Source organism: Sphingobium xenophagum (genome assembly GCF_031457465.1).
GTDB lineage: Bacteria > Pseudomonadota > Alphaproteobacteria > Sphingomonadales > Sphingomonadaceae > Sphingobium > Sphingobium xenophagum_A.
The window spans coordinates 1-22,985 of the sequence record NZ_JAVDWV010000026.1 but is presented as its reverse complement, the minus strand read 5'-3'; the positions used below and the strand labels follow the sequence as shown (position 1 = coordinate 22,985).

Here is a 22,985-nt window from a genome sequence, read left to right as displayed (position 1 = left end):
TTCTAGAAGGGGCCCGCGATTGCTAGAGTTGCAGCGGCCTTTGTTAACACTGGTGGCGCACGATAGTGTGGTCGAGTCGTGCAAACCGACTGATTGAGGGATGTCGCATGAACGGTCTGTCGTTCTTCTACTACTCGACCCGGTCGAGGAGGCACCGAGAGCTTGCTGCCCGAGCCAGAACAGAATGGGCGGCGCAATCGCATACGCGCCTGGCCCAGAGTTACGGAGAGCGGGCAGCAGAGGCAATGAGCTATCAAATGTCGTTACAGGAGAAAGCTGCGAACGCTGTTAACGATTAATCGTTGTTGGGATGGGGCGAAAACATTGATCGATGGGCACGAAATGTAGCGCTGACGGTTAACAATGTTCTTTCGGCTCTCGGAGGAAGATATGCCAGCAGATCATGAATACGTCCGGTTTTTGAACATGGCAGTCGAGGAACAACATAAGGCGGACGAAGCGGCTTCGTCTGGGCTGCAAGCGGAATCGGCCGAGCATCTTCAGCGCGCCGACGGATATCGCGAACAAGCGAAAGCAATCGTCAAGCGGCATAACAGTAAACCCTGTCCTCCACTTCCGAATTGAACCAGCGCCTTTGTTACCCCCGGTTTCAGCTCCATTCGGCCAATCCCGTCCACATATCGCAACATGCAAAGTTGTTTGACAGCCAAGAGGCCTCTCTATTGGCGTCCTAGAATGCGCGCAGGCTATAAGCAGAACGGCACTTGTCTCTTTCATCCTGCCCATATCCGGACAGTCGGAAATCCGCCAATCTCGATCGAACGTGATGTAAAAGCTGTCGGTCGCCATCTGAGGATCGTAAATACGCGTCTGAATGGCACCAAAGGGTCGACTGCAGTAAGCAGGGCCTGGGACGAAGCCGCCGTTCCGGGGAGACCTTGAACGCGTCCTCTTTAGGAGAGAACCTGTCATTCGTCATAGTGGATAAGCGTAGCACCCAGCCAACACCAACTGCGACAGAGGAGTTGGTATCAGAATCGAAAACTAAGCCAAGTCGCAAGAAAGGCCGAATTCCTATAGCCGGCCGTCTTCAACACCTCCTGCGCCTGAAGATATTCGGCTCGCGTCGTCAGGGTCAGCCTGGGCGAGATCGCATAGACGATCTGCGCGCGGGCGAGTTGCGCCACTGCCTTGCCCGCCACCCGCTCCGTGCCGACGTAGGGTGTGTAATTGGCGCGATAAACGGCATCCCGCGCATCGTCGCGCCAGCTGAACTGATATTCCAGGCTAGCCCGCACGCCCGTTATCGGCTGAAACGAGATATTGGGCGCAACCGCGATCAAATTGGTGGCGGTCAGGAACAAGCCGTAGCTGAAATAGATATTATTGCCGAACGGCGCATAAGCGTTGCGCAGCGTGCCATTATCATAGCCGCCCCCGCCGCTGCCATAATCGACATGGACGCCAATGCGTGGCGCGCTCTTGTCCGCGCCCAGCCGAACCGTTTGCGCGGCAAAGGCTTGCCAGGCGCGGATAGGGCGATCGTTGAACTGGCCATATTGGTGAACCAGCGTCCAGTCGAGCGCGACCGGGCCAACGTCGCCCCATAGCCGTGCCCCGGCATAATAGCGCACCGCGGGCGACACGACGCCGCCCCAAGTCCCTACGCGATTGCGCCGCCGCCAGAAGAAAGGATCGATATAGAGGCTCGATCCGCCCAGCCAATGGGGCGGCAGCACGAAGCCCGCCGAAACACCGCTGAACCGCCGGTTCTTGTCCGGCACATCGTCGCCCAGACCGCCATTGCCCAGATCGGTCGTTTCGAAATCGAACAGGGTTGCGCGCATCTTGGGGGTCCGCGCCCAGGCGCGGGTGCCGTTCAGGACAAAGCGGATAGTGTTGTTGTCGCGCTGGGAGATGAGCAGATTAGGGCCGTCTGTAAATTCCTGTCGCCCATAACGGATGCCCAGATCGACTTCGCCCACGCGCCCCTTCGCCTCGGCAAAATATTGCTGGCGCACGAAGCTGTTGCGCAATGACCCGGACGGGGTGCCGACATTCTCGCCCGACAATTGGCCATGGGCGATTTCGCCGTAGAAGCGCAGATTATCGCCGATATGCAGATCCGCGCCACCGACCAGGCGCACGATGTCCTGCCGCTGTTCCGGGCCTTCGATCAGTTGCGGATTGCTCGTCAGGTTCATCCGCAATCGCGCTTCACCGCTCAGCGTCAGATAGATGTCGCCATCCTCATCGAGCGGCAGATATTTCAGGCGATCAAGAATGTCGTCGCGCTTGGCCGGGTCGCGATAAGCGCTCCAATCCTCCGCCCAACGGGAGAGGTTATAGCCCTTCGTCGTCGCGCCATCGCCCTGAGCGGCTGCGGGATAGGTTTCAGGCGCGGCGGTTTGGGCAGCTACGGGCATCGCCAAGGCGAGCGTCGGCGCGCCCCACAGCAGGCGGGTCATGGACATGATTTTGGAACCAATCTGTCAGGGGAAGGCGGCAGGCAAGCGGCGCAATCCTTCCTGAAAAACGTCAGGCGGCGGTCAGCACGGCATGCGGGGATGTTTCGGCAACCTCCGGCGCAGGCAGTCGCCCGTCGAGCGCCGCGTTGAGCTTCTCTCGGTCCAGCCCGCCTTCCCAGCGCGCAACGACGATGGTGGCCACCGCATTGCCGATGAAGTTGGTGAGGCTGCGGCATTCGCTCATGAAGCGGTCGACGCCTAGGATCAGCGCCATGCCCGCCAGCGGCACGGTCGGCACGATCGACAATGTGGCGGCCAGCGTGATGAAGCCCGCACCCGTCACGCCCGCCGCGCCCTTGGATGACAGCATTGCGACGCCCAGCAACAGCAATTCCTGCCCCAGCGTCAGATCTACTCCAGTCGCCTGCGCAATGAACAAGGCCGCTAGCGTCATGTAGATGTTGGTGCCGTCCAGATTGAAGCTGTAGCCGGTGGGGACGACCAGCCCGACGATGGACTTCTCGCAACCCGCCCGCTCCATCTTCTCAATGAGGTTGGGCAGCGCGGCTTCGGACGATGATGTCCCCAGCACCAGCAGCAGTTCGGCCTTGAGGTAACGCAGCAGCTTGAAGATGGAAAAGCCGGTCAACCGCGCGACGCTACCCAGCACCACGACCACGAACAGCAAGGATGTGAGGTAGAAGGTTGCCACTAGCGCGCCGAGATTGGCGAGGCTACCCACGCCATATTTGCCGATGGTGAAGGCGATGGCCCCGAATGCGCCGATGGGGGCGGCGCGCATCAGAATCGACACCAGCTTGAAAATAATGAGGCTGAGGCGCTCCATGAAGCGGATCACGGGTGCTGCCGGTTCGCCGACCATGCTGATGGCGATGCCGAACAAGATCGCGATCAGCAGGATTTGCAATATGTTGCCGTCGGTGAAGGCGCTGACCAGCGTGGTGGGGATGACACCCAGCAGGAAGCCGGTCAGCGTCGATTCATGCGCCTTGGCGGCATAATCGGCCACTGCGCCGCCATCCAGCGTGGCGGGATCAATATTCATGCCCGCGCCCGGCTGGACGACATTGGCGACGATCAGGCCGACGACCAGCGCCAGGGTGGAGAAGGTCAGGAAATAGGCGAACGCCTTGCCCGCCACCCGGCCGACCGACCCCAATTCCTTCATGCCAGCAATGCCGGTGACGATGGTGAGGAAGATGACCGGGGCAATGATCATCTTGACCAGCTTGATGAAGCCATCGCCGAGCGGCTTCATCGCTTCGCCATAAGCAGGCCAGAAGTGACCGAGCAGCGCGCCGAGAATGATCGCTACAATGACCTGGACATAGAGTTGGGAGGCCATTCCCTTTCGCACAGGGGGGGGCGAGACTAGCGGAAAACTCTGTTTGATCATGGCGCTTGCTCCATCTCCATAGCCGCCGCTGGCTCAGTCTTTACGGCAAGGTTATGGTGCGGTGGAAAGATGGTGGTGCCAAATAACGACTGCATTTTTTAACAACATTATGATATAAAATGATAATTGTGTAGCATCATGCCCTCGCGCCGCCTTTCGCTATGCGGATTTCCACATCGCCATGACACGGATTGTGTGATAATCCACACAATATGATCCGCCGTACTTTCCTGTCCGATTGGACTCGACGCCTCGCGCCGCTGTTGCTGGCCATCGCCTTGATCGTCGTCGCGTCGGTCGTTTTTGCCGACCGCTATCATAACACCCTGCGCGCCCAGGCGATCAGCACGGAGCGCAACGAGACCACGCAGCAGACGCGCGCCGTGCTGCGCCTCCTGGAATCGGAGTTGCAGAAATTCCGCCTGCTGCCCGTTGTCCTGAGCGAATATCCCGATCTGCGCGCGGCGCTGCGATCGGGGCGGGTGGACATGGCGCTCAATGACAAGCTGGCCGTGCTGAAGGCCAAGACCGGCGCGGGCGCGATCTTCGCGCTAGATCGCAACGGCCGGACGATCGCCGCGTCGAACGCGCGCCTGCCCGACAGTTTCGTGGGACAGGATTATAGTTTCCGCCCCTATTATCGCCTCGGCTGGACCAAGGGCGGCGGCGAATATTTCGCGCTCGGCACGGTCAGCCATCGTCCCGGCCTCTATCTATCCCGCCGGATTGAGGGCAGCGACGGCCCGATCGGCATAATCGTGGTCAAGGTGGAGTTTGACGCGATCGAGCGGACCTGGAGGGACCGGCGCGCGCTCAGCTTCGTGGCCGACGCCAATGACGTCCTGCTGCTTAGCAGCGACCCCACGCTGCGTTTTCGTGCTTTGCGGTCGATCGATCCGGCACGCAAGGCGCAGATCAAGCAGGCGCTGCAATTTGGCGGCGCACCGCTGACGCCGCTGGGTATCGCGGTCGGTCCTGATGGACTGACCCGGATGCGCGACGGGTCGCAAGCGATGACGGCAAGCCTACCGGTGCCGGTGGCAGGCTGGCGGCTTTATCATATCGAGCCGCTGGACAATGCGTTGCAGGCGACCCGGCAACGGGCCAATGTCGCGGTGTTCATGTTCATCATGCTGTTGTCGCTGCTGCTAGCGGGTCTCGCCTGGGCGATCGCGCGGCGACGCAGGGCGCTTGAAGCGCGGGCTATTTTAGAGCGGGAGGTGGCGTTGCGCACGGCCGATCTGGCACGGGAAATGGAGGCCCGTGCAACCGCCGACCAGCGCTATCGTCAGGCGCGCGAGGAACTGGCCCATGCCAATCGCCTGGGCACGCTGGGCACGATTTCGGCGGGCGTCGCACATGAAATCAACCAGCCTGTCGCCACCATCCGCACCTTTGCCGAAAATGCCTCCGCCTTTCTGGACCGCGCGCAGCCGCAGCAGGCCGCCACCAACCTGCGCGAAATCGTGGCGATGACCGACCGGATCGGCAGCATCACCGCGCAACTGCGTCGCTATGCCCGGCGCGGCGTCGGCACGATCGGTCCGGTGTCGCTGGCACAGGCGATGGATGGCGTGCGCCTGCTGGTGGGCGACCAGTTTCGCAGCGCAGGGGTAACGTTGTCGCTGCCGTCGCCCGGTCCTGACCTGAATGTCCGGGCAGGGCGTGTCCGACTGGAACAGGTATTGGTCAATCTGCTGACCAACGCGCTGGAGGCGGTGCGCGATCAGCTTGATCCCTGGGTCAGGGTCGATCTGACGCAATCGGACGGGCGCGTTATCCTGGACGTGCGCGACAGCGGGCCGGGGATTGATCCTGCCGTCGCCGACCAACTGTTCATGCCCTTTGCCACCACCAAAGCGGGCGGGCTGGGCCTCGGCCTCCACATCGCGCGCGACATCATGGTGGAGTTTGGCGGCACGCTCGATCATGTGGCCAACGACGACCACACCTTGTTCCGCATGACATTGGATGCCCTATGAGCGAGATGCCGATCCTGCTGGTCGATGATGACGACGCGCTGCGGAGTGCCTTGGTCCAGTCCTTCCAACTGGCCGACATGGCGGTCGAGGCTTTCGCCGATGGCGCGTCGGCGCTGGCGCGGATCGACGCGGGTTTTGACGGCGCGATCATATCGGACATTCGGATGCCGCGCATGGACGGAATGGAATTGTTCAAGCGGGTCGAGGCGATTGATCATGAAATTCCGGTGATCTTGATGACCGGGCATGGCGACGTGCCGATGGCGGTCGCAGCGCTCAAGACCGGGGCGTTCGATTTCATCGCCAAGCCCTTCGCCACCGACCATCTGGTCGCGTCAGCCCGCCGAGCGCTGGAGATGCGGCGGCTGGTGCTGGACAATCGCCGCCTTAGAGCCGCAGCCGACGAAAGTGCGGGCGGCGAACCGCTGATCGGCGAAACCCCGGCCATGGTCCGCCTGCGCGAGAATATGCGGCAGATCGCCGACGCCGATGTCGACATATTGATCGAAGGGGAAACCGGCACCGGCAAGGAACTGGTCGCGACCCTGCTTCATCGCTGGAGCCGGAGGCGCGGTCGCCCCTTTGTTGCGATCAACTGCGCCGCGCTGCCCGATGCGATTGCGGAGGTCGAGCTGTTCGGACTGGAAAGCGGGCGGGCGTCGCACAACCGCTCGACCCAGCCGGGCAGGATAGCGAGCGCGAACAAGGGGTCGCTTTTTCTGGACGAGATAGAAAGCAGCCCCGCCTGGTTGCAGGGTGCCTTGCTGCGCGTGCTGGAAGAACGGGAAATCCTGCCGGTCGGTGCGCAGCAGCCGCAAGCGGTGGACCTGCGCGTGATTGCCGCAACCAAGCCCGGAATCGAGGCCAGCGTTGCTGAAGGGCGATTTCGCGCCGACCTTCTTTACCGGCTCGACATGGTGCGCCTGCGTATCCCGCCGCTGCGCGAACGGCGGGCCGACGTTCCCTTGCTGTTCGGCTATTTTTTGCATCAGGCGGCGGACCAGATGAAGCGCGACGTACCACGCATTGGCCCGGACATTCAGGCCTATCTGGCGGACCATGACTGGCCGGGCAATGTGCGCGAGTTGACTAACTTCGCCAAGCGGACCCTATTAGGGATGCAGCCGGACAGCCTGGCCGACGGGAGCTTGCTCTCGCTTGCCCATCAGGTAGAACGCTTCGAAGCGGGCATCATCTGCCAGGTTTTGGAACGCGTCCAAGGCGACGCCCGATCCGCCATGGCTGAACTGCAACTCCCGCGCAAAACATTCTACGACAAACTGAACCGCCACGGGATCGAGATCGACCGATATCGAAATTAAGTCCGCAACCCGCATAGCCAAGCAGTTCAAGCGCGGAATATGGCGGCATGTCTTAGTAGCACCGTGCTCGCCTTGATCTACAAAGAGGGGACATCCGGTAGGTCCACTTCTGACCAGGGCGGAGGGCGGGGTGGTGGGACTTAGTCACCGTTCCCAATGTCTGGGGCAATCTGATTGCCTTCCCGAGAAAGCAGGCCTGCCAGTGCTGCTGGAGAATTTTGGGCACAGGCAGCGATGTTCTCAAGCCAACCTCCGGCAATGAGCGAAGCGCGCGAAAAGCTTTACGTGCGACCTGCAGCGCAGCAATTCCTCCGTTGGGAGAAGGGGGCGATGAGGTCTAATCGCCCACCCAATCGGTTGTGATCTCGCCTTTATGCCCCTTGGGCGCCAGCGCGGCGCGCAGGGCTTCCAGTAGAGGCGGCAGTGCCTGCGTGAAGGCGTAGGGCGGGTTAGCGATATAAAGGCCCGCACCATTATAAATGCCGGGCTGATCGCCATCGTACAACCAATGCTCCACCCGCAGCAATTTCGGGATACCGATCTTGCGCATCTGCTCCCTCCAGCGCCAATGCGCGGCGCGGTCTTTCAGCGGATACCAGATCACTGTCACGCCATGCCCCCATTTGCGGTGAGCGGCAGCGAGGGTGGCCGTAATCCTTGCGCGTTCATCCGTCTGCTCGAACGGCGGGTCGACCAGCACCACGCCGCGAGGCGTGCGGGGTGGCAGCATCGCCAGCCACAGCTCATAGGCGTCGCGCTCATGTACAGCCGCGGATGTGCCGCGCATCACGCCGCGCAATGTGTGAGCGTCTTCGGGATGTTTTTCATTGAGAATCAGGAAATCCTGCGGGCGTAGAAGCTGTGCCAGGATTCGGGGCGAGCCGGGGTAGAAGTGCGGCTCGGCTCCGTTATTTACAGCCTGTACGACGGCGCGGTAGTCGTCCAGCAATGGGTTTGGGGCGGCAAGGGCCTGCAACACGCCCTGGGTCGATTCGCCGGTCCGGCGGGCCTCCTCGCCGTAAAGGTCGTATAGCCCGCAGCCGGCATGGGTGTCGATCAAGGTCAGCGCGCCCGGTTTTTGCTGCAATGCCCGCACCAGGGCGATAAGCAGGCAGTGCTTCACAACGTCGGCGCTATTGCCGGCATGGAAGGAATGACGATAATTCATTACGGCCCAAAAATCCTGACGATCTACTTTTACACATGCTGCTAGGCGCGGTTGCCGAGCGCCAAGCGATTGAACAAACCAATCCGGCGCTAGTATAAAGTCAGGTGGAAACCTTCAACGCACTTCTGCGCGACGCTACAAGCCGCGTTAGCGATCGTTACCAGAGGCAGAGACGCAAGGCTTCGGGCGCATGGGAATGTTCAATCATCGCGTAGCCGGACGCGATTGGCCTCATCACGATTCGCCCGTTCGTCCGATGTCGGCAGAATCTTCCCATAGCGTCGAAATGTCAGGACTGTGGTGCTGATACGTAAGCATCTGCTTGTGTCACGAACGGACTTTCAGCCCCTCGACGTAGAATAAGTTGGACTGGCCACACCGGGGCGGCAATCCACCGTTCCAGCTGGGCTTTCAAGTGGTAGCCGATCCTGGCTTTTGGCACCAAGTGATCAGCGATATAGAAACCATCCGCCTTCAAGCGCCACAGGCGTATGATAGGGCGCCGCCACTCCCAAAATAATCAACAAACTCATGGATGCGTCATAACACGGACCGGCCACTTGAACGCGTTATGACGTCACTAAGGTGATGGGTACGGAGGTCTTGGCGAACGCTTGCCGCTAAGATTCTTCTGATACACTTGGCGGCACGAGGATCAATGTTCGGCCTTCCACACGCCAGCTGGCAAGCTGCGACAGGAAGTTCATTCCTAATATGTCAACGGGTCCAAGCGCGGGCGAGATGACCACTTTGAGATTGCGCGCCTGGATGGACCCTATGTGTAATCGGTCGATCGAGCCGGTGTCCACGCGAACCGCGCCGTTGGCGGTCTGCATGACAACGGGCATCATATTGGCGGTGCGCTCCACCGACGCGCTATCCGCGGTGGCCTGGGATATGGCGGTGATGGTCGCGCCGCTGTCGACGAGCATACGCCGTTCCACGCCATTGATCTTGACCCGCGCCCAGAAATGGCCGTCCTGGCTCATGGAGATGCGCACATCCTTGCCATAGACCATCTGGTCGTCGAGGCCGAGCTTCGATTTCACTTTAGCAAGCGTAGGATCGAACGGCGCTTGTTTGAACAAGATGAACAGGCAGAAGGCCAACATAGCCGTCGAAAACAGCGCACGCAATATCCGCCCGATAAAGGGAATGTTGAACAATAGGATCAGCAGGACGGCAGCTCCTACCGCGTAAATGGCGAGTTGCTGCCATTCGGGGTTAGTCGTGAGTTCCGCCGGTCCGCGCCACTGCAAAGGCGATGTCATTGCGCTGATGCAGGGCGATCGGGCGCAACTCGCCACACTGTATTCGACACGTCGTCGGCGACGATTACGCTGCTGCGTACCGGGTCGTAAGTGACACCGACCGGCCGTCCCCGTGCATGTCCGTCCTTCAAGAAACCAGTCAGGAAATCGACCGGCTTGCCTGCCGGACGGCCATTGACGAAGGGTATCCACACCACCTTGTAGCCAGTCGGATCCTGCCGGTTCCAACTGCCATCCTCGCCGACAAAAGCGCCCTGCGTGAACGGCCCGACGCCCGCACCCGTTACGAAGCTCAAACCCAAAGCTGCGACATGAGAGCCAAGCGCATAATCGGGGCGCTGCGCCTTTGCGACCATCCTTGGATTTTGCGGATGCACCCGCGGATCGATGTTGCTTCCCCAATAGCTGTAGGGCCAGCCATAGAAGTCGCCCAGCCGCACCGACGTCAGATAATCGGGCACCAATTGGGGACCCAGTTCGTCACGTTCATTGACGACCGACCAGAGCGCGCGGGTCTGCGGATTGATGGCGAGCGCCGTCGGGTTGCGGATGCCGCTGGCATAGGTGCGGCGCGCGCCGGTTGTGCGATCGATTTCCCAGATGACGGCCCGGTCCTCCTCGACCGCCATCCCGCGCTCGCCCACATTGCTGTTCGACCCGATACCGACATAGAGTTTCGTGCCATCGGCGCTGGCGGCAAGCGACTTAGTCCAGTGATGGTTGATGCGCGACGGCAGCTTCGTCACCTCCTGCGCCGGTGTCGCGATGCGGGTGTCGCCATCCTTATAGGGAAAGCGCAGCAACGCATCCTGATCGGCGACGTACAGGTTGCCCTCCACGAAAGCCAATCCATAAGGCGCGTTCAGCCCGTCGATCAATATAGTTCTAAGCTCCGCCTGACCATCGCCATCGACGTCGCGCAGCAAGGTGATGCGGTTGCCGCCCTTGACCGGCGTCTTGCCCCTGTTCTTGATGTAGCCCGCAATCACGTCTTTCGGCCGCAGCAGGGGCGAATCCGCACCGCCTGGTCCTTCCGCGACCAGGATATCGTCATTGGGCAGCACGAGCGTCTGGCGCGGTACTTTGAGATCGGTAGCGAGCGCGGTCACGGTAAAGCCCTGAGGGGCCACAGGCTTTTCGCCATTCCATCCTTGTGGCGTGGCAACCTTGATTGGTGGAATGAGCGTCTCGCGCTGGGCGGGCAAGTCGGGGGTGGCGCCGGTCTGGTCGATGCCGGGCTCGCTGCTGCCACAGGCGGCGAGGGCAAGAATGGCGGCAGTCGCGCCAAATGTGCGGAGAAAATGAGTCATCGGGCGATCCCCTGCGCAGCACCGTGCGCCAGCCAGCTTGCGGCGATGGCGAGCGCCGCGCTCAGGATCAACAGTATCAGCCCGGTCGTCCCGACCGAACTCCATGCGTCGCGGCTGTGCTGAAACGCATTGACCAGGCCCGCTGTCCACGCCAGCGCAAGCAACAGCGTGTAGAGACGTGCCGCACGCCACCTGATCGCTAGGATCAGGCTCCACGCGAACGCAACCCCGCCGAACACGAGCGCCCCGACGATGAGCCAGGACGAAAAATTCGTCCACTGAACCTCAGCTGTCTGCAGATAGGTGATGTCGGTGAACAGCGCGATGGTGAACAACGCGACTGGGAAGGACAGGAGAACGGCAAGGGGCGGTGAAAGCAGTGGCCGATATGGCGACGACGCGCTGGACAAGGAACGTCTCCAGGATGGGAGCGGGAGGATGACAGGGGAATGCGTGGCACGTTACTTCGGTTGCGCGCATGATCAGCGTCATGTGTCGCCTTTGCGGGGGCCTCCCGGCCGGGATCGCCCTATTGTCATGGGATCTGGCTTTTTAGGCGGCGACCAGCCGGGCGGGGTCGATATACGCTGTCGGTTCGTCCCCACTGCACCGGGCGTCTGGCGAACTACACCGGCCGGATCCAAATCGGTCGCCTGCGTTCCCGCGAGGGCTTTTCGCAACAGGCTGATGCGGTCCCGCAGGTCCGGATCGGTTTCGTAGTCGCCACGATCAACCGCTGCCTTCATGGCTTGCCGCAGCGCTTCAATGCCGCCAGCCTTCATCATCTAAATGCCCAGCGCAGTGTCTGTGCAATGCCGAACGTTGCTGCCCGAATGATCGGGCGCTCCAACGGGGACAGGTTCATCGCGTGCATCGTGCGCGCCCATTGCGGAAGCAGGTCGACCGCCGCCTGCACCGCCAGCCGTCTAGGTACTTCTGCCGCCAGACTGGTCGTGCCGCCGCTCATGATCAGGCGTGCTACCGTCCGGGTGCGATCATCCACGCGCAATTGCGGGCGCATCTCTTCGATCAGTGCCCGCGCCCCGGATCGCGATGTCGGCACCGGGTCGGCGCCCATGGCACGGCCGATCAGCGCCATTTCCGCGAAATACTGATCCTGGTCGGCAGCGGACATTGTCGGTTCGCCATAGCGGATCCAGGCATCCAGGAAACTGCTCGCTTCGGTGACATGGACCCAAGCTAGAAGGGGCGGATCATTGGCATGATAGGCCGTGCCTTCGAGCAAGGTTCCGCTGACATGATCATGCACCCGACGAACGCGCGCCATGGTCGCCTCTGCCAATTCCCGATCAGCGTAGGTCGTCACCGCGATAAAGCGCGCGGTCCGGCGCAGGCGGCCGTGCATGTCCGCCCGAAAATTGGAATGATCCCAGACGCCTGCAAGGACGGAAGGGTGCAGCATCTGCATCAGCAGGCTGCTGATCCCGCCAACCATCATGGACGCTACATCGCCATGCACCCGCCATGCCACCGACCCGATGTCAAAAAGCGCGTCGGCACTTCTTGATACCGGGGTTTCACCCTTGCCACTATCGTTGAACATACCAACCACCTGATCGCGGATTGGCTGTTTTATGCCATTAGAAAGAGTGCGGCGCGTCAGCATATTGGGATCAACGATTGGCTAGGACGATCGGTCCGCATGGACTTTTCATTCTTCGTCAGCCGACCCATGCTTCGCCATTTTGCGATGCTGTTCCGCCAAGATCGCTGCGGGCGTCACATGCGCTACAGCAGCCTGCACCTTGTTCTTCCAACCGGACACGATATGCGCCTCGCCCTTCATCAGCGCATTCCAGCCATCGCGCGCGACGTCGGCGGGATCGCTCTTGCTGTTAGATGATCCGACACTGGTATTGAGCATGTCTGCGCGATCGAAAAATTCCGTCTCGACCGGTCCTGGCATCAGGGTCGTTACGGTGACTCCCTTGCTGTCTTTTATCTCGTTACGAATTGCATCGGCAAAGCTGTCCACGAAAGCCTTGCTGCCATTATAGACCGCCTGAAAGCTGCCTGGAATGAAGCCCGCTATCGATCCGGTAATCAGCACCTTGCCGTCGTCACGCGCGACCATGGCTTTCAAGACTTTTTGAAGCAGGTACAGCGTGCCCGTGATGTTGGTATCCACCACCCGCCGCCAGTCGCTTACATCCTGATCAAGAAAACCGTGACCAAGGCCGCGCCCGGCGTTGGCACATAGCAGATCGACCTGTCGGCCATTGGCAGCGGCGAGCAGCGTGTCCACGCCTTGCAGTGTAGAGAGATCGGCCTCTACCGAAATAACGTCTACGCCATGCCGCTTGAAATCCTGCGCAGCGGCGTCGATCAACGGTTCGTCGGCCACGACCAGCAAGTCATACCCGTTTTCCGCAGCGATGGAGGCCAGTTCGAAGCCGATGCCGGTGGAGGCACCGGTGATGATAGCGAATTTATTGACCATGTCTGTCTTTCCTATTGCACGGTTCTGGCAAGACCGGGCTTCCGCACGATCTTGGTCATTTCATTCAACCGCTCGGAGGCTGCACCTCGTTATGGGTGGACAACGTCTGAACGTCGGATGGGTCCAATTTTCGGTCGGAAATCTAGTTGATCGACATTAGGTCAGACGGTTGGATACAAAGAACTGGCAGGGTCGGCTCGATACTCAGCAGGCGTTTATCTCAACATGACTGCCATCATGAACGATCACAAATGGTTCGAACGTAAACCCCTTCAATCTCTCCCAAGCTTCGCTTTTATCTCATCGATCTGCCGCGATGCGTCGGCTTTCGTCAGGTCACCGTTAGGTAGTTCCATACCCGCCTCTTCGCACAAGGTCGCCAGATAGGAAGCCTGCGCGCCAGTCATAGGTTCATCACCCGATACCCAATTGGCAGGATCCTTTTCGGCGTTCGAAGCCGGGTGCTCGTCGAGTTTGGGATTGTGGAAATGGTCGGTCATGATTGCCTCATCGTTCTTGATATGTTCCATCTATAACTTCCCGCACCGCATGTGGTTCCTGCGAGAAAGGTGCGAGAAGGCATGCAACCGATCGCGCGATCAGCGCTTCATACAGACACCGGGCATGACCTCCGGCCCCTGCTTTGCTGAAGGATCGACATTATGCTTGGAAACCAAAATGGCTTCGAGCTGGACAAGGGCCAATCGGACGACCTGCCTGTCGTGGGCTTGGTGGAGACGTCCAATCCAACGCCGATGATCCCGATCCTCGCACACGCGGCAGCTAGTCACTGAAAGATGTTGGAGATCGTCCCTCCGTCAGCACGGTAAAACCCAAAGATTATCCAGGCGCCGATCACGCCGATTCCAGGCACTGATGAAAGGATCACCATGAGCACGACATTGACAGGTAAATTCGATAGCCGAGACCAGGCAGATATGGCCGTGGAGCGGCTGGTTCAGGAAATCGGTATCGAACGAACCGATATTTTCGTGGCGGCTTCCGGACCGGAAAACAGTGCTGGTAACCTGATCGGAGGCGCTGATAGCGAGACGATCGATCAGGCTGAACGGGACGATGTGCCGCTTGCTGGCGGGATCACAGTCTCTATCGATTTGCAGGATGAAGCAAAGGTCGAGGTCGTGACCGCCGCTCTCGAAGAATTCGGGGCCGAAATATGAGGCACGCGGTAATGGCCAGATTTAAGCTGAGCGGCGGATATTGCAGGTGAAGGCGCTGCTCGTCCATAGCCCCAATGCGGGAACCAAACCCAAGCCGCTCACCTCGCTGATGAGCCAACTTGAAGAGGCGGGCTTTGCCATCCGCTATTGCGAACATGGCAGGGATGATATTCGATCCGGGATGATCGGCATGGAGATGGCAATCGCGGCTGGCGGCGACGGGACGGTTGCCTCTGTCGCCACCGAAATGCCCGACAGGTCTTTGCCCATAGCCATCCTTCCGATGGGCGGGTCCAATAATATCGCTAGGGCGCTCGGCATTCGCCAATCGGCCGATGCCGTCATCGGCGGCCTTGGCGACATCCGCGAAAAGACGCTGACCGTGGGCCGGGTCACCGGCCCGTTCGGCGAGCGAGGCTTTCTCGAAGCCGTGGGCCTTGGCGCACTTAATCAATCCATCGAACTGGTCGACGAGGCACCCGACACCCCTGAGGAAAAGCGCGAAAATGGCCGAGCGGCGTTTCGAGAGGCGCTAGGCACGGCAACGCCCATCAACTGCGTCGTAGATATCGACGGGCGGCGTTTCGACGGGCCATGGCTGCTTGTAGAGGTCCTCAACATCGGCGCCATCGGCCCACGGCTACCGTTCGCGCCAAGGGCAGATACACAGGATAGTGTTCTCGACATCCTTCTCGTCGGGGAATCCGATCGCGATGCCATGATGCAGTGGGCCGAACATTTCTCGGGTCCGCCACCGGCGCGTTTGGAAACCGGCTATGTCGTCACGCTTCAGTCCAGCGGCCTGTGCCCTCGTATCGACGACCGCCCGGTCGAGATGCCAAACCATGCCTGGTCGGTCGAGGTACGGTTGGACGACGAGCCGGTGACAATATTGGTGCCGGTTGGCGCAGGAGGAGATGAAGATGACACCTGCTGAACCAGTGCCTACGCTCGGTCTTCTTGCCAGGATGGAAGCCGTTGCAGTGGAACTCGCGGCGATCGGTGGCCGCGAAATTCTTGCCACGCTGGGCAGCCGTCTGGCCGTGCAATACAAAGGCGATGATGATGCCATAGCCTTGTTGCGCGATCCGGTGAGCGAAGTCGACAGCCGCGTGGAAGCGATGATTCGCCGCCATCTTACAAACCATTTCCCCGACCATGGCATTATCGGCGAAGAAATGGCCGTCCAGCCGGGACTGGACAGCGATTTTGTCTGGGCGGTCGATCCGATCGACGGGACAAGCAACTTCATCAACGGCTTCCCGCTATTCGCGTCATCGGTCGGCGTTTTGTATCGCGGGATTCCAGTCGCTGGCGCATTATGGTGCAGCACAAGCCATTTGCTGACGCCAGGCATCTACCATTGCGGCGGCGGCACCGGTTTGCGGTTTGAAGGCGAACAGGTCTCACCCATGCCCAACCCCGCCGTTCGCAAACGGCTCGCGGGCGATCCGCATGGCCAGTCTCGGGCGGGACCGTGGGACGGGCGCAAGACAGGATCGGCCGCAATCGAATGTGCTTTCGTGGCGGCAGGCCTTCTACAAGTTGCCCGGTTCGCGACGCCCAATATCTGGGATGTCGCGGGGGGAATTGCCCTTGCACGCGCATCGGGCTCTGCGGTGTTTCAGGAGGATGACAGAGAATGGACACCATTCGAAAGCTTTGGCGAGCAATTGGCGCAAATGGCGCAATGGCAGCGTCCATTGATCCTTGGGACGTCGGAGGATGCTGCACATATGATTGACATTCAGCACGCTGATGGTCGGGATTGTGGACATAGCTAACCTTCACTGGGCATAGATCATCTTGCGGGTCATGCCGCCGTCAACGGTGATCTGCTAGTCAGTTATCGAGCCCGCGCCCTTTGCCGCCAGAAGCAGAACGGTAGCCGCGATGTCGGACGGTGCGCCCATCCTGCTAGCTGGATACTGTTGTCGGTCGATTGCGCGATGCTCCAACGCTTCATGCACGTATGCTTTCGCCCATGGGTACGTGTCGCAAAAATGGATTCGGTTGGGCCCGCGATCTCATTGTTCGGTCAGACTAAATGGATCCGTTGTTGTCGCTTAAGCGGATTTCCAAACTTCTTCCGTCACAACACAGACAGTCCGGTCGACACGGTCAAGATGGCCTGCTGCCTTAAAGGCGGCTTTCATGACTTCCAAAACGCAGCTTCGACACATGCGCACGTTCGGACTGCAACATGTGAACACTGAGAAGAGATCGACTGCTCCCAAAATAGCGGCGGTTTTCACTTGGGGAGCGATATTCCTGGGTTGAGTGACCGGCAAGGTCGTCTTCGGTAGCGCCACTTGGGACATTGCCCACATTCCTCGGCCTCGGTCGGAAGGGCAGCTTTCAGCTCGATACGGGACGTTCCAATTGACGCCCGCTGCGGCGTCTGCTGGGCCGCTGGGTGCCCATCGAGGGCATTCGGCAAGGGCAAGACGTGGTCGCGGTGGACGGGATGACTCCTGCGTGAAGCTGACCCTGGACCAGGTGCCTTGGGGCGCTGCGTCCATGCTGTTGCGTCAACACGGGGAGCGCGCCGCCTCTGTTGCCGCTTCGCGTGTCGAGGAAATAGAGCGCGCAGCAACACTGACGGTGCCGCGATGCGGTAGAAGATCGCGAGCTGCCTAACCAAGCTGTCGCCGCCTGACCGCCTGTCCGAAAGTACGGCGGTCGCCTTTCCGCGTCGTTCATGCTATGTAGGCTCTGCATCACGCAATCCGAGCCAATCAAAAATCCCTTTTCGCAAATAGAGAGACAGGTCGCATGTCCACAGAAGCTTTAGCGCAAGAAACTCTTATCACCCTGACTGCTGACATCGTTTCGGCGCACGTATCCAACAATTCCGTTAGCGTGAGCGACGTTGCCGGACTGATCACCAACGTCCACTCCGCCTTGTCAGGTCTGGCCGAACCTAAAGTTCCGGAGGCCCCCAAGCAGGAGCCCGCCGTTTCCGTTCGCGCGTCGATCAAGCCGGACCATCTGGTCTGCTTGGAAGACGGGAAAAAGATGAAGATGCTCAAGCGGCACCTGATGACGGCGTACGGCATGACCCCGGCTGACTATCGTGCCAAGTGGGAGCTACCGTCGGACTATCCCATGGTAGCTCCCAACTACGCCGCCCAGCGCAAGGAGCTAGCACTTAAGATCGGCTTGGGCCGTAAACGTGCCGATCCCGTCGCTGCTGAGTCAGGGACAGCGCCTGCCACAAGGGCACCCTCCAAGCGGGGCCGCAAACCCAAGATGGCCGAACCTGAGCTCGCCTAATCGGCTGGCAGCCGGAAACTTTCTCTTTACCCATGGGGCGGCATAGTGCCGTCCCATGTCGTTCAGAAAACCCTTCCGCGCGGTGCCTGTCCGAGGACGCACCCATTACGCTACTCAGCGGCGCAAGCGTTGGCGCGAACGCAGCGCGTTCCAGTTTCTAATTGTGGCGGTGCTGGCTGCAGCCGTTGGCTTTGGTTCACAGCTGTTGCTTAGCAACCGCGACGATCGCGCGCGCCAGCCGCCGTCCGACATGTCAGTGGTAACGGATAGCGCGCCTTATGTGCCAGAGCCGCTCATGTCCGCTGCAGAGCTCGATGCGCAACAGCCCAGCGCAGCCAGCGGCCGCGTCGCCGTTTCGCCGCGCGCTGTAGCCCCCAGTGATGCAAGCGCTTGGTCTTACCGCAACTGCAGGGAAGCAAGGGCTGCTGGCGCTGCGCCGCTACACGCCGGGCAGCCCGGCTACGGGACGCATATGGATGGCGACGGTGACGGTATAGCTTGCGAGCCGTATATGGGGCCACGCTGAGGGCGGCTAATCACGCAACAGCGGACCCAAGTTCATGTCTGATCGTTATTCCTGCTCGAAGACAGCGAGATGAAAATGAAGCGTGCATCCATAATAGCGGCAGCTGTTGGTTTTAGCCTGACGCTGGCCGCGTGCGGCGGCAAGGGCGACGACAAGCTTGGGGAGCAAGTACAGGAATCAGCCGAGAACAAGGCAGACAAAATGGACGCGATGGCCGACAATATGAGCGGAACCGCCGAAGACATGATGCAAGCCAACGCCGACGCGACCCGCGAGGCAGGCGACGCCAAGGAAGAGGCCATTGACGACTCTGACATTAACGCTGAAGCGCTTACCCCAGCTGAGCGGGCCAAGATTATAAACGGCAATTGAGGAATGGACGGGGTTGGAGGCGATTACTCGCACCCAATCCCGTCGCCGTCGCGATCCAAATGCCGCCCATATCCGGGATCGCCTGCGCGAACTGGCGCGGCGCCTGCAGCCCTCGCGGCGGAACAGTTGGCGAAAGCTCCGTTTCCGCTTCTGCCCGTTGCGCTTTGCCGTGAGGAAGGAGAGGCGCTGGCAGATTGGGCTCGGTGGCAGTGATACCCGCCATTCTTCCTATCGTTATGGCAACCCTCAGCGTTCAGGCCTCCGGGATGTCCGAAGGCAACGCCAGCCGCGAAAAGGACGGGCACTGCACTTAAAGCCGCTGTTGCCGCTTTCCGGGCCGATCGAAGTGCCAGCATCAGCCATCTCTCCCAAATAGGGACAGGCTTATGACTGAAACCTGGAAACGAACAATGCTCGGTGTAGAATTCTACTCAAACAGATCATCTGACCTGCTACACTATCGTTATCCGCAATATGCGTCAGCCGCGCCTCGAACTGCACGCCCGGAATGCGGCGATGTTGCGTCACACCGACTTGCATGGCCAAAATCTGGCCGTCCTCCTCGTAAGTGCCGATGTGGGCGTTGCCGCTGTCGCCGCTACCCAGCTTGCCGCCCTCTTGAAGGACCAGGGCGCCAAAGTCGGTGCTCTAGGTGAAGGTAAAAGCTATCTTGAATAGGTCAGTGGCGAGAGCCATTCTCTGGCTCATGCATTGGGCAGCTGGGCCGGAGCGGCTCAGCGTCGGGCGGCCGGGTCCGGTTCGGCTGGGGATGTGTGGTACTTGGTAGAGGGATGCGGGCGTGGGCACCAGTGTTGCCAGGGAATGGCCGAAAGGCGAATGTCCGGGAGCAAGGTGCTCGGGTTAGCTGCCATGCCAGGGTGCTAACCGCAGCCGACCGCTGGCAGAGGTAGTTCGATTGGTCGACGCTTAATTTGCGCTGCTTTCATCTTCAAGTACGCACTGATCACGCCCCCGGTGTTTTGCCTTGTACAGTGCCGCATCGGCGGCTGCATATAATTGCGCGAACGACGATTTGCCCTGAGCATTAGCGATACCGATGCTGACGGTCATTTGTCCAGCAGCCCGATCTGCGAACATTCGTTTCGTCTTGCCGATGCCAGACCGAAGTCTCTCAGCCACGATGATTGCTTCTTCTGGACCGCTGGTCTCGATCAGCGCCATGAACTCCTCGCCGCCGATCCGGCCAAACAAATCATTATCGCGCAAAAGCGATCGCGCGTCCTGGGCTACCTCGGTCAAAATTCGATCACCCACGAGATGGCCATAAGTGTCGTTCACCCGCTTGAAGTGATCAATATCGATTACGAGCATGTACAGCCGGCGCGGGTTCCGCAGCGCCAACTGTTCTTCCACATCATATAATATCCGTCGGCGGTTCGGGGCGCCGGTGAGAGTATCGCAGTCGGCCAATCGGCTGAGTTCAACGTTGGCGCGATGCAACTGGTCCGTCCGTTGTGCAACCTGCTGCTCCAGGTTGAGATGGGCGCGTGTAAGTTTTTCCGCCATGTCGTCGAAGTCGTGGCCAAGTTGTTCCACTTCGTCTAGCTCTGGCCTCGCGCTTGTGGGAAAATCGACGTCGGACTGGAAGCGTCGGGTCAATATCCTTGTCCGTTCGGTCAGACGCGCAAGCGGCCTTCCGACATAGCGTCGAATCAGCAGGCTGATAGCGATGCCTTGGAGCAAAAGGCAAAGAAACGCCGTTATGGCGACGCGCGCAACGGCACGCAGTGCGCCTGCTTGTATCACGTCCTCATTTTGGATGGTGAGCACATACCAACCGGGCGTTTTGATCGTGCGCATCGATACATGCGCGGCCAACCTTGGCGCATGGCCCAAAAATGTCTTGCCCCCATTACTACGAATGAACTGCCACAGGGCTCGAAGCTGCGGATCGCGCGTCTGCTTAAGGTCCAACAATTGTTCCGACCTCGCTTCGCTCTGAAGCGTGTAGCGTGGATGCCGGATGAGCATTCCTTCTGCCGATACGAGTACGGTATCCGTTGCACGAAGCCCATTCAACTCATCGGCCGATAGCAAATCATTGAGCAGAAGGCTCGTGCCCCAGGTACCAATGTGTCGCCCGTTCCAATCGACAGGGCTCATGCAGCCCGTCGTCCAAGTTCTACCGGATGTATCGTATAGGATATGCACGAGAGGCGTACATCGTGTCCGTCGCGATGGATTCAACGCAGCCGTGCTGATCTTTGCGAACGTTTCCTGTTGGAAATCAAGGTTGCCTGGAGCTTTCTTCCGGTAGAAGCCGAGCTTGTCCTCACGATCCGGTGCGAACATGATGAGCGTATTGTCCGGAGTGAAGAAGTAGAGACTTTTAAGGTCAGGGCGAATGCCTTCTCCGACTGCGTGCGCCACCCGTGTGGCACGGAGAATGAGCGCTCGCTGGTTCGCATCCGGTTCCGTCCCGATATAGGCGCCCACACCACGCACATAACCGAATGGAGTCCGGCCACCGTCGAACAGCCGGTCCGAACTTCGCCGTCCCCCGCGACGATCACGCGGAAAAAGCGTGTCGAGGTTACGCGCGTCATCGGGGCTTGGACCTTCAGCAAGTTCTGCCAACAATAGCTGTTTGGCATGATCATGCGCTGCGCTGAGCCGTGTGAACCGACCCTCCTGAAGTTCCGCCACTTGCCTATTCTGGCCATCGAGCCGGATCAGCGCCTCGTCCAGGGCTTGGCGCTTTATATCGAAATACGCAGCCATACCCGACGCTAGAAACAAAAATCCAATCACGAGCGAGAGCGTAACAGCCGCCCTTACAGAAATAGACATTGTACGAGGCGCGAGCATCTTCATGACGCTCTTTTTTGTCATGCCCAGGTAAACAACGCATAAACTATGTCGGGGAAGCGCTGGGCGTGACCGGCGATGTACAGAGTGTAGGCTACAACCCGGTGGTGACTAGGATTGCTCATGCGGACGCGGGTCGCAGAGATGTCCGGTTCTGGAAGCATCGTAGTGGTGCTAGAATGGCTAGAATTGGCGCGTCACCGACCGGCAACTGTGCAACGGGCGAAGGTCCGGTTTCAGTGTCACCGGACGTTCAAGAGGTTAAACCGGAATGGCCTGAGTTGGTCGCGACCTACCGGTTACCGGACAGTCCAGACCTGGGGATGCGAAATTGGTGCCTGAATGGCGACAAAGGATGGCCTCCGGTAGCGGCGGCGACGCGCCATTTTTTTCGGCACAACCGGATCTGTTGCCTAATGCGGCGGTATAGAAGCATCTGGAACGCCAAGTTCCATTTAGAAACCCGTTCAAAGTCGCCCTATGCTGGCCCGGCTCTTCATCAGCGGTTGTATGCGCGTTCCGAACGCTTCCACGCCTTCTATGAAATCGTCGAAGGTCAGCAGCACGCCGCCGGTGTTCGGCACTTGCGCCATGTCGTCCAGCATGCGTGCTATGCTTTCGTAGCTTCCGACCAATGTGCCCATGTTGATATTCACGGCACCTTCCGGCGCGGCTAGTTGGCGGACATTAGTGTCTGTGTTGACCGTGTCCCTGGCACCCTGATCGGCCAACCACGCAATAGCTTCAATATCAACGCCGTCATTATAGCGCTGCCACTTGGCCATGGCTTCCTCGTCTGTCTCAGCGGCGATCACCATGACCAGGACGAAGACCGAGACGTCGCGGCCTGTTTGCGCGGTGAACTTCGCCAGCCGGTCGTTATTGGAAGCGAAAGCCGTCGGCGTGTTGACGCCCTTGCCAAGGCAGAAGGCGTAGTCGGCCCACTTTGCCGAAAACGCTAGTCCCGCATCGGACGAACCCGCGCAGATGATCTTCATGTCCGCTTGCGGTTGGGGCCGGACGAGGCAATCGTCCATCTGATAATATCGGCCCTTGAAGTCGGAGCGCCCGCTTTCCCACAACTCGCGCAATATGCGGGCATATTCGTCGAGTACGTCGTAGCGATTGCGAAAATGCTCGTCGCCTGGCCAGAGGCCCATCTGGGTATATTCTGGAGGTTGCCAGCCGGTGATCAGGTTAAGCCCGAAACGGCCATGACTGATGCTGTCGATGGTATTGGCCATGCGCGCGGCGATGGCGGGCGGAATGATCAGCGTGGGGCAGGTGGCAAAGATCTTGATCTTCTCCGTCACCGCCGCAAGGCCCGCCATCAGCGTGAAGCTTTCTAGCATTACAGTTGCGTTCTGGTTTTGAGATGGGCGCGTCTGGCATCGGCTTGGTGTGCGCGTCGCCAACATGACCAAGCGATGATGTAAGCGGG

At 59.8% G+C, this 22,985-nt stretch carries 23 protein-coding genes; 10 read left to right on the top strand and 13 right to left on the bottom strand.

All coding sequences use genetic code 11. From position 1 onward, the window contains the following. Window positions 1-426 precede the first annotated feature (426 nt). A complete protein-coding gene (locus J2W40_RS19125) occupies window positions 427-585 on the top strand; it encodes a hypothetical protein (RefSeq protein ID WP_310227562.1) in 159 nt (52 codons plus the stop codon). A gap of 407 nt (window positions 586-992) precedes the next feature. On the opposite strand, the gene J2W40_RS19120 is transcribed toward J2W40_RS19125, so the two are convergent. Then, window positions 993-2,387, bottom strand: coding sequence for an alginate export family protein (locus J2W40_RS19120; protein ID WP_409050405.1), 1,395 nt, complete (start codon window positions 2,385-2,387; stop codon window positions 993-995). Window positions 2,388-2,499: 112 nt separating this feature from the next. Continuing rightward, window positions 2,500-3,795 (bottom strand): dicarboxylate/amino acid:cation symporter, encoded by a 1,296-nt coding sequence (locus tag J2W40_RS19115; RefSeq protein WP_310227560.1) that lies wholly within the window; start codon window positions 3,793-3,795, stop codon window positions 2,500-2,502. A gap of 263 nt (window positions 3,796-4,058) precedes the next feature. Here J2W40_RS19115 and J2W40_RS19110 point away from each other — a divergent pair, with 263 nt between their 5' ends. Then, a complete protein-coding gene (locus J2W40_RS19110) occupies window positions 4,059-5,828 on the top strand; it encodes a sensor histidine kinase (RefSeq protein WP_310227559.1) in 1,770 nt (589 codons plus the stop codon). Continuing rightward, window positions 5,825-7,150, top strand: a complete 1,326-nt coding sequence (locus J2W40_RS19105; protein ID WP_310227558.1) for a sigma-54-dependent transcriptional regulator — start codon at window positions 5,825-5,827, stop codon at window positions 7,148-7,150. The genes J2W40_RS19110 and J2W40_RS19105 overlap by 4 nt, the downstream gene beginning before the upstream one ends. Window positions 7,151-7,487: 337 nt before the next feature. Here J2W40_RS19105 and J2W40_RS19100 read toward each other — a convergent pair whose 3' ends face one another. From J2W40_RS19100 to J2W40_RS19065, 8 genes are all read right to left on the bottom strand, one after another. Then, on the bottom strand, window positions 7,488-8,318 hold the full coding sequence (locus J2W40_RS19100; protein ID WP_310227557.1) for a 23S rRNA (adenine(2030)-N(6))-methyltransferase RlmJ: 831 nt from the start codon (window positions 8,316-8,318) through the stop codon (window positions 7,488-7,490). A gap of 620 nt (window positions 8,319-8,938) precedes the next feature. Continuing rightward, the gene (locus J2W40_RS19095) at window positions 8,939-9,589 is read right to left on the bottom strand and encodes a retropepsin-like aspartic protease family protein (protein ID WP_310227556.1); all 651 of its coding nucleotides are present in this window, start codon (window positions 9,587-9,589) and stop codon (window positions 8,939-8,941) included. After that, complete coding sequence (locus J2W40_RS19090; RefSeq protein ID WP_310227555.1) at window positions 9,586-10,899, bottom strand: PQQ-dependent sugar dehydrogenase; 1,314 nt, start codon at window positions 10,897-10,899, stop codon at window positions 9,586-9,588. The genes J2W40_RS19095 and J2W40_RS19090 overlap by 4 nt, the downstream gene beginning before the upstream one ends. Next, complete coding sequence (locus tag J2W40_RS19085; RefSeq protein WP_310227554.1) at window positions 10,896-11,234, bottom strand: hypothetical protein; 339 nt, start codon at window positions 11,232-11,234, stop codon at window positions 10,896-10,898. The genes J2W40_RS19090 and J2W40_RS19085 overlap by 4 nt, the downstream gene beginning before the upstream one ends. A 153-nt stretch (window positions 11,235-11,387) precedes the next feature. Continuing rightward, entirely contained in the window at window positions 11,388-11,684 is a 297-nt protein-coding gene (locus tag J2W40_RS19080) for an excinuclease ABC subunit B (RefSeq protein WP_310227553.1), read from the bottom strand. Beyond that, on the bottom strand, window positions 11,681-12,526 hold the full coding sequence (locus J2W40_RS19075; RefSeq protein WP_310227552.1) for an oxygenase MpaB family protein: 846 nt from the start codon (window positions 12,524-12,526) through the stop codon (window positions 11,681-11,683). The genes J2W40_RS19080 and J2W40_RS19075 overlap by 4 nt, the downstream gene beginning before the upstream one ends. A 45-nt stretch (window positions 12,527-12,571) precedes the next feature. Beyond that, window positions 12,572-13,360, bottom strand: a complete 789-nt coding sequence (locus J2W40_RS19070) for an SDR family NAD(P)-dependent oxidoreductase (RefSeq protein WP_310227551.1) — start codon at window positions 13,358-13,360, stop codon at window positions 12,572-12,574. A 272-nt stretch (window positions 13,361-13,632) separates the two neighbouring features. Next, a complete protein-coding gene (locus tag J2W40_RS19065; protein ID WP_310227573.1) occupies window positions 13,633-13,860 on the bottom strand; it encodes a DUF3072 domain-containing protein in 228 nt (75 codons plus the stop codon). Between the two features lie 390 nt (window positions 13,861-14,250). Between J2W40_RS19065 and J2W40_RS19060 the strand changes: the two genes are divergently transcribed. From J2W40_RS19060 to J2W40_RS19035, 6 genes are all read left to right on the top strand, one after another. After that, window positions 14,251-14,541: a hypothetical protein gene (locus J2W40_RS19060; protein WP_310227550.1), complete on the top strand. Its 291-nt coding sequence runs from the start codon at window positions 14,251-14,253 to the stop codon at window positions 14,539-14,541. A gap of 46 nt (window positions 14,542-14,587) precedes the next feature. Next, the gene (locus J2W40_RS19055) at window positions 14,588-15,478 is read left to right on the top strand and encodes a diacylglycerol/lipid kinase family protein (RefSeq protein ID WP_310227549.1); all 891 of its coding nucleotides are present in this window, start codon (window positions 14,588-14,590) and stop codon (window positions 15,476-15,478) included. After that, window positions 15,465-16,325 (top strand): inositol monophosphatase family protein, encoded by an 861-nt coding sequence (locus J2W40_RS19050; RefSeq protein ID WP_310227548.1) that lies wholly within the window; start codon window positions 15,465-15,467, stop codon window positions 16,323-16,325. Before J2W40_RS19055 ends, J2W40_RS19050 begins: the two co-directional genes overlap by 14 nt. Window positions 16,326-17,316: 991 nt before the next feature. Beyond that, entirely contained in the window at window positions 17,317-17,817 is a 501-nt protein-coding gene (locus J2W40_RS19045) for a Ros/MucR family transcriptional regulator (protein WP_310227547.1), read from the top strand. Between the two features lie 55 nt (window positions 17,818-17,872). After that, complete coding sequence (locus tag J2W40_RS19040; protein ID WP_310227546.1) at window positions 17,873-18,343, top strand: excalibur calcium-binding domain-containing protein; 471 nt, start codon at window positions 17,873-17,875, stop codon at window positions 18,341-18,343. A 75-nt stretch (window positions 18,344-18,418) separates the two neighbouring features. Beyond that, window positions 18,419-18,715, top strand: coding sequence for a hypothetical protein (locus J2W40_RS19035; protein ID WP_310227545.1), 297 nt, complete (start codon window positions 18,419-18,421; stop codon window positions 18,713-18,715). A 23-nt stretch (window positions 18,716-18,738) separates the two neighbouring features. Here the strand turns inward: J2W40_RS19035 and J2W40_RS19030 are convergent, their stop codons facing one another. Next, window positions 18,739-19,071 carry an excalibur calcium-binding domain-containing protein gene (locus J2W40_RS19030; protein ID WP_310227544.1) on the bottom strand — a complete coding sequence of 111 codons (333 nt, stop codon included), beginning with the start codon at window positions 19,069-19,071 and terminating at the stop codon, window positions 18,739-18,741. A 118-nt stretch (window positions 19,072-19,189) separates the two neighbouring features. On the opposite strand from J2W40_RS19030, the gene J2W40_RS19025 reads away from it, so the two are divergent. Beyond that, complete coding sequence (locus J2W40_RS19025; RefSeq protein ID WP_310227543.1) at window positions 19,190-19,393, top strand: hypothetical protein; 204 nt, start codon at window positions 19,190-19,192, stop codon at window positions 19,391-19,393. Window positions 19,394-19,642: 249 nt separating this feature from the next. On the opposite strand, the gene J2W40_RS19020 is transcribed toward J2W40_RS19025, so the two are convergent. Next, window positions 19,643-21,550: a GGDEF domain-containing protein gene (locus J2W40_RS19020; protein ID WP_310227542.1), complete on the bottom strand. Its 1,908-nt coding sequence runs from the start codon at window positions 21,548-21,550 to the stop codon at window positions 19,643-19,645. Window positions 21,551-22,011: 461 nt separating this feature from the next. Then, window positions 22,012-22,896 (bottom strand): pyrimidine utilization protein A, encoded by an 885-nt coding sequence (gene rutA / locus J2W40_RS19015; RefSeq protein WP_310227541.1) that lies wholly within the window; start codon window positions 22,894-22,896, stop codon window positions 22,012-22,014. Window positions 22,897-22,985: the final 89 nt, after the last annotated feature.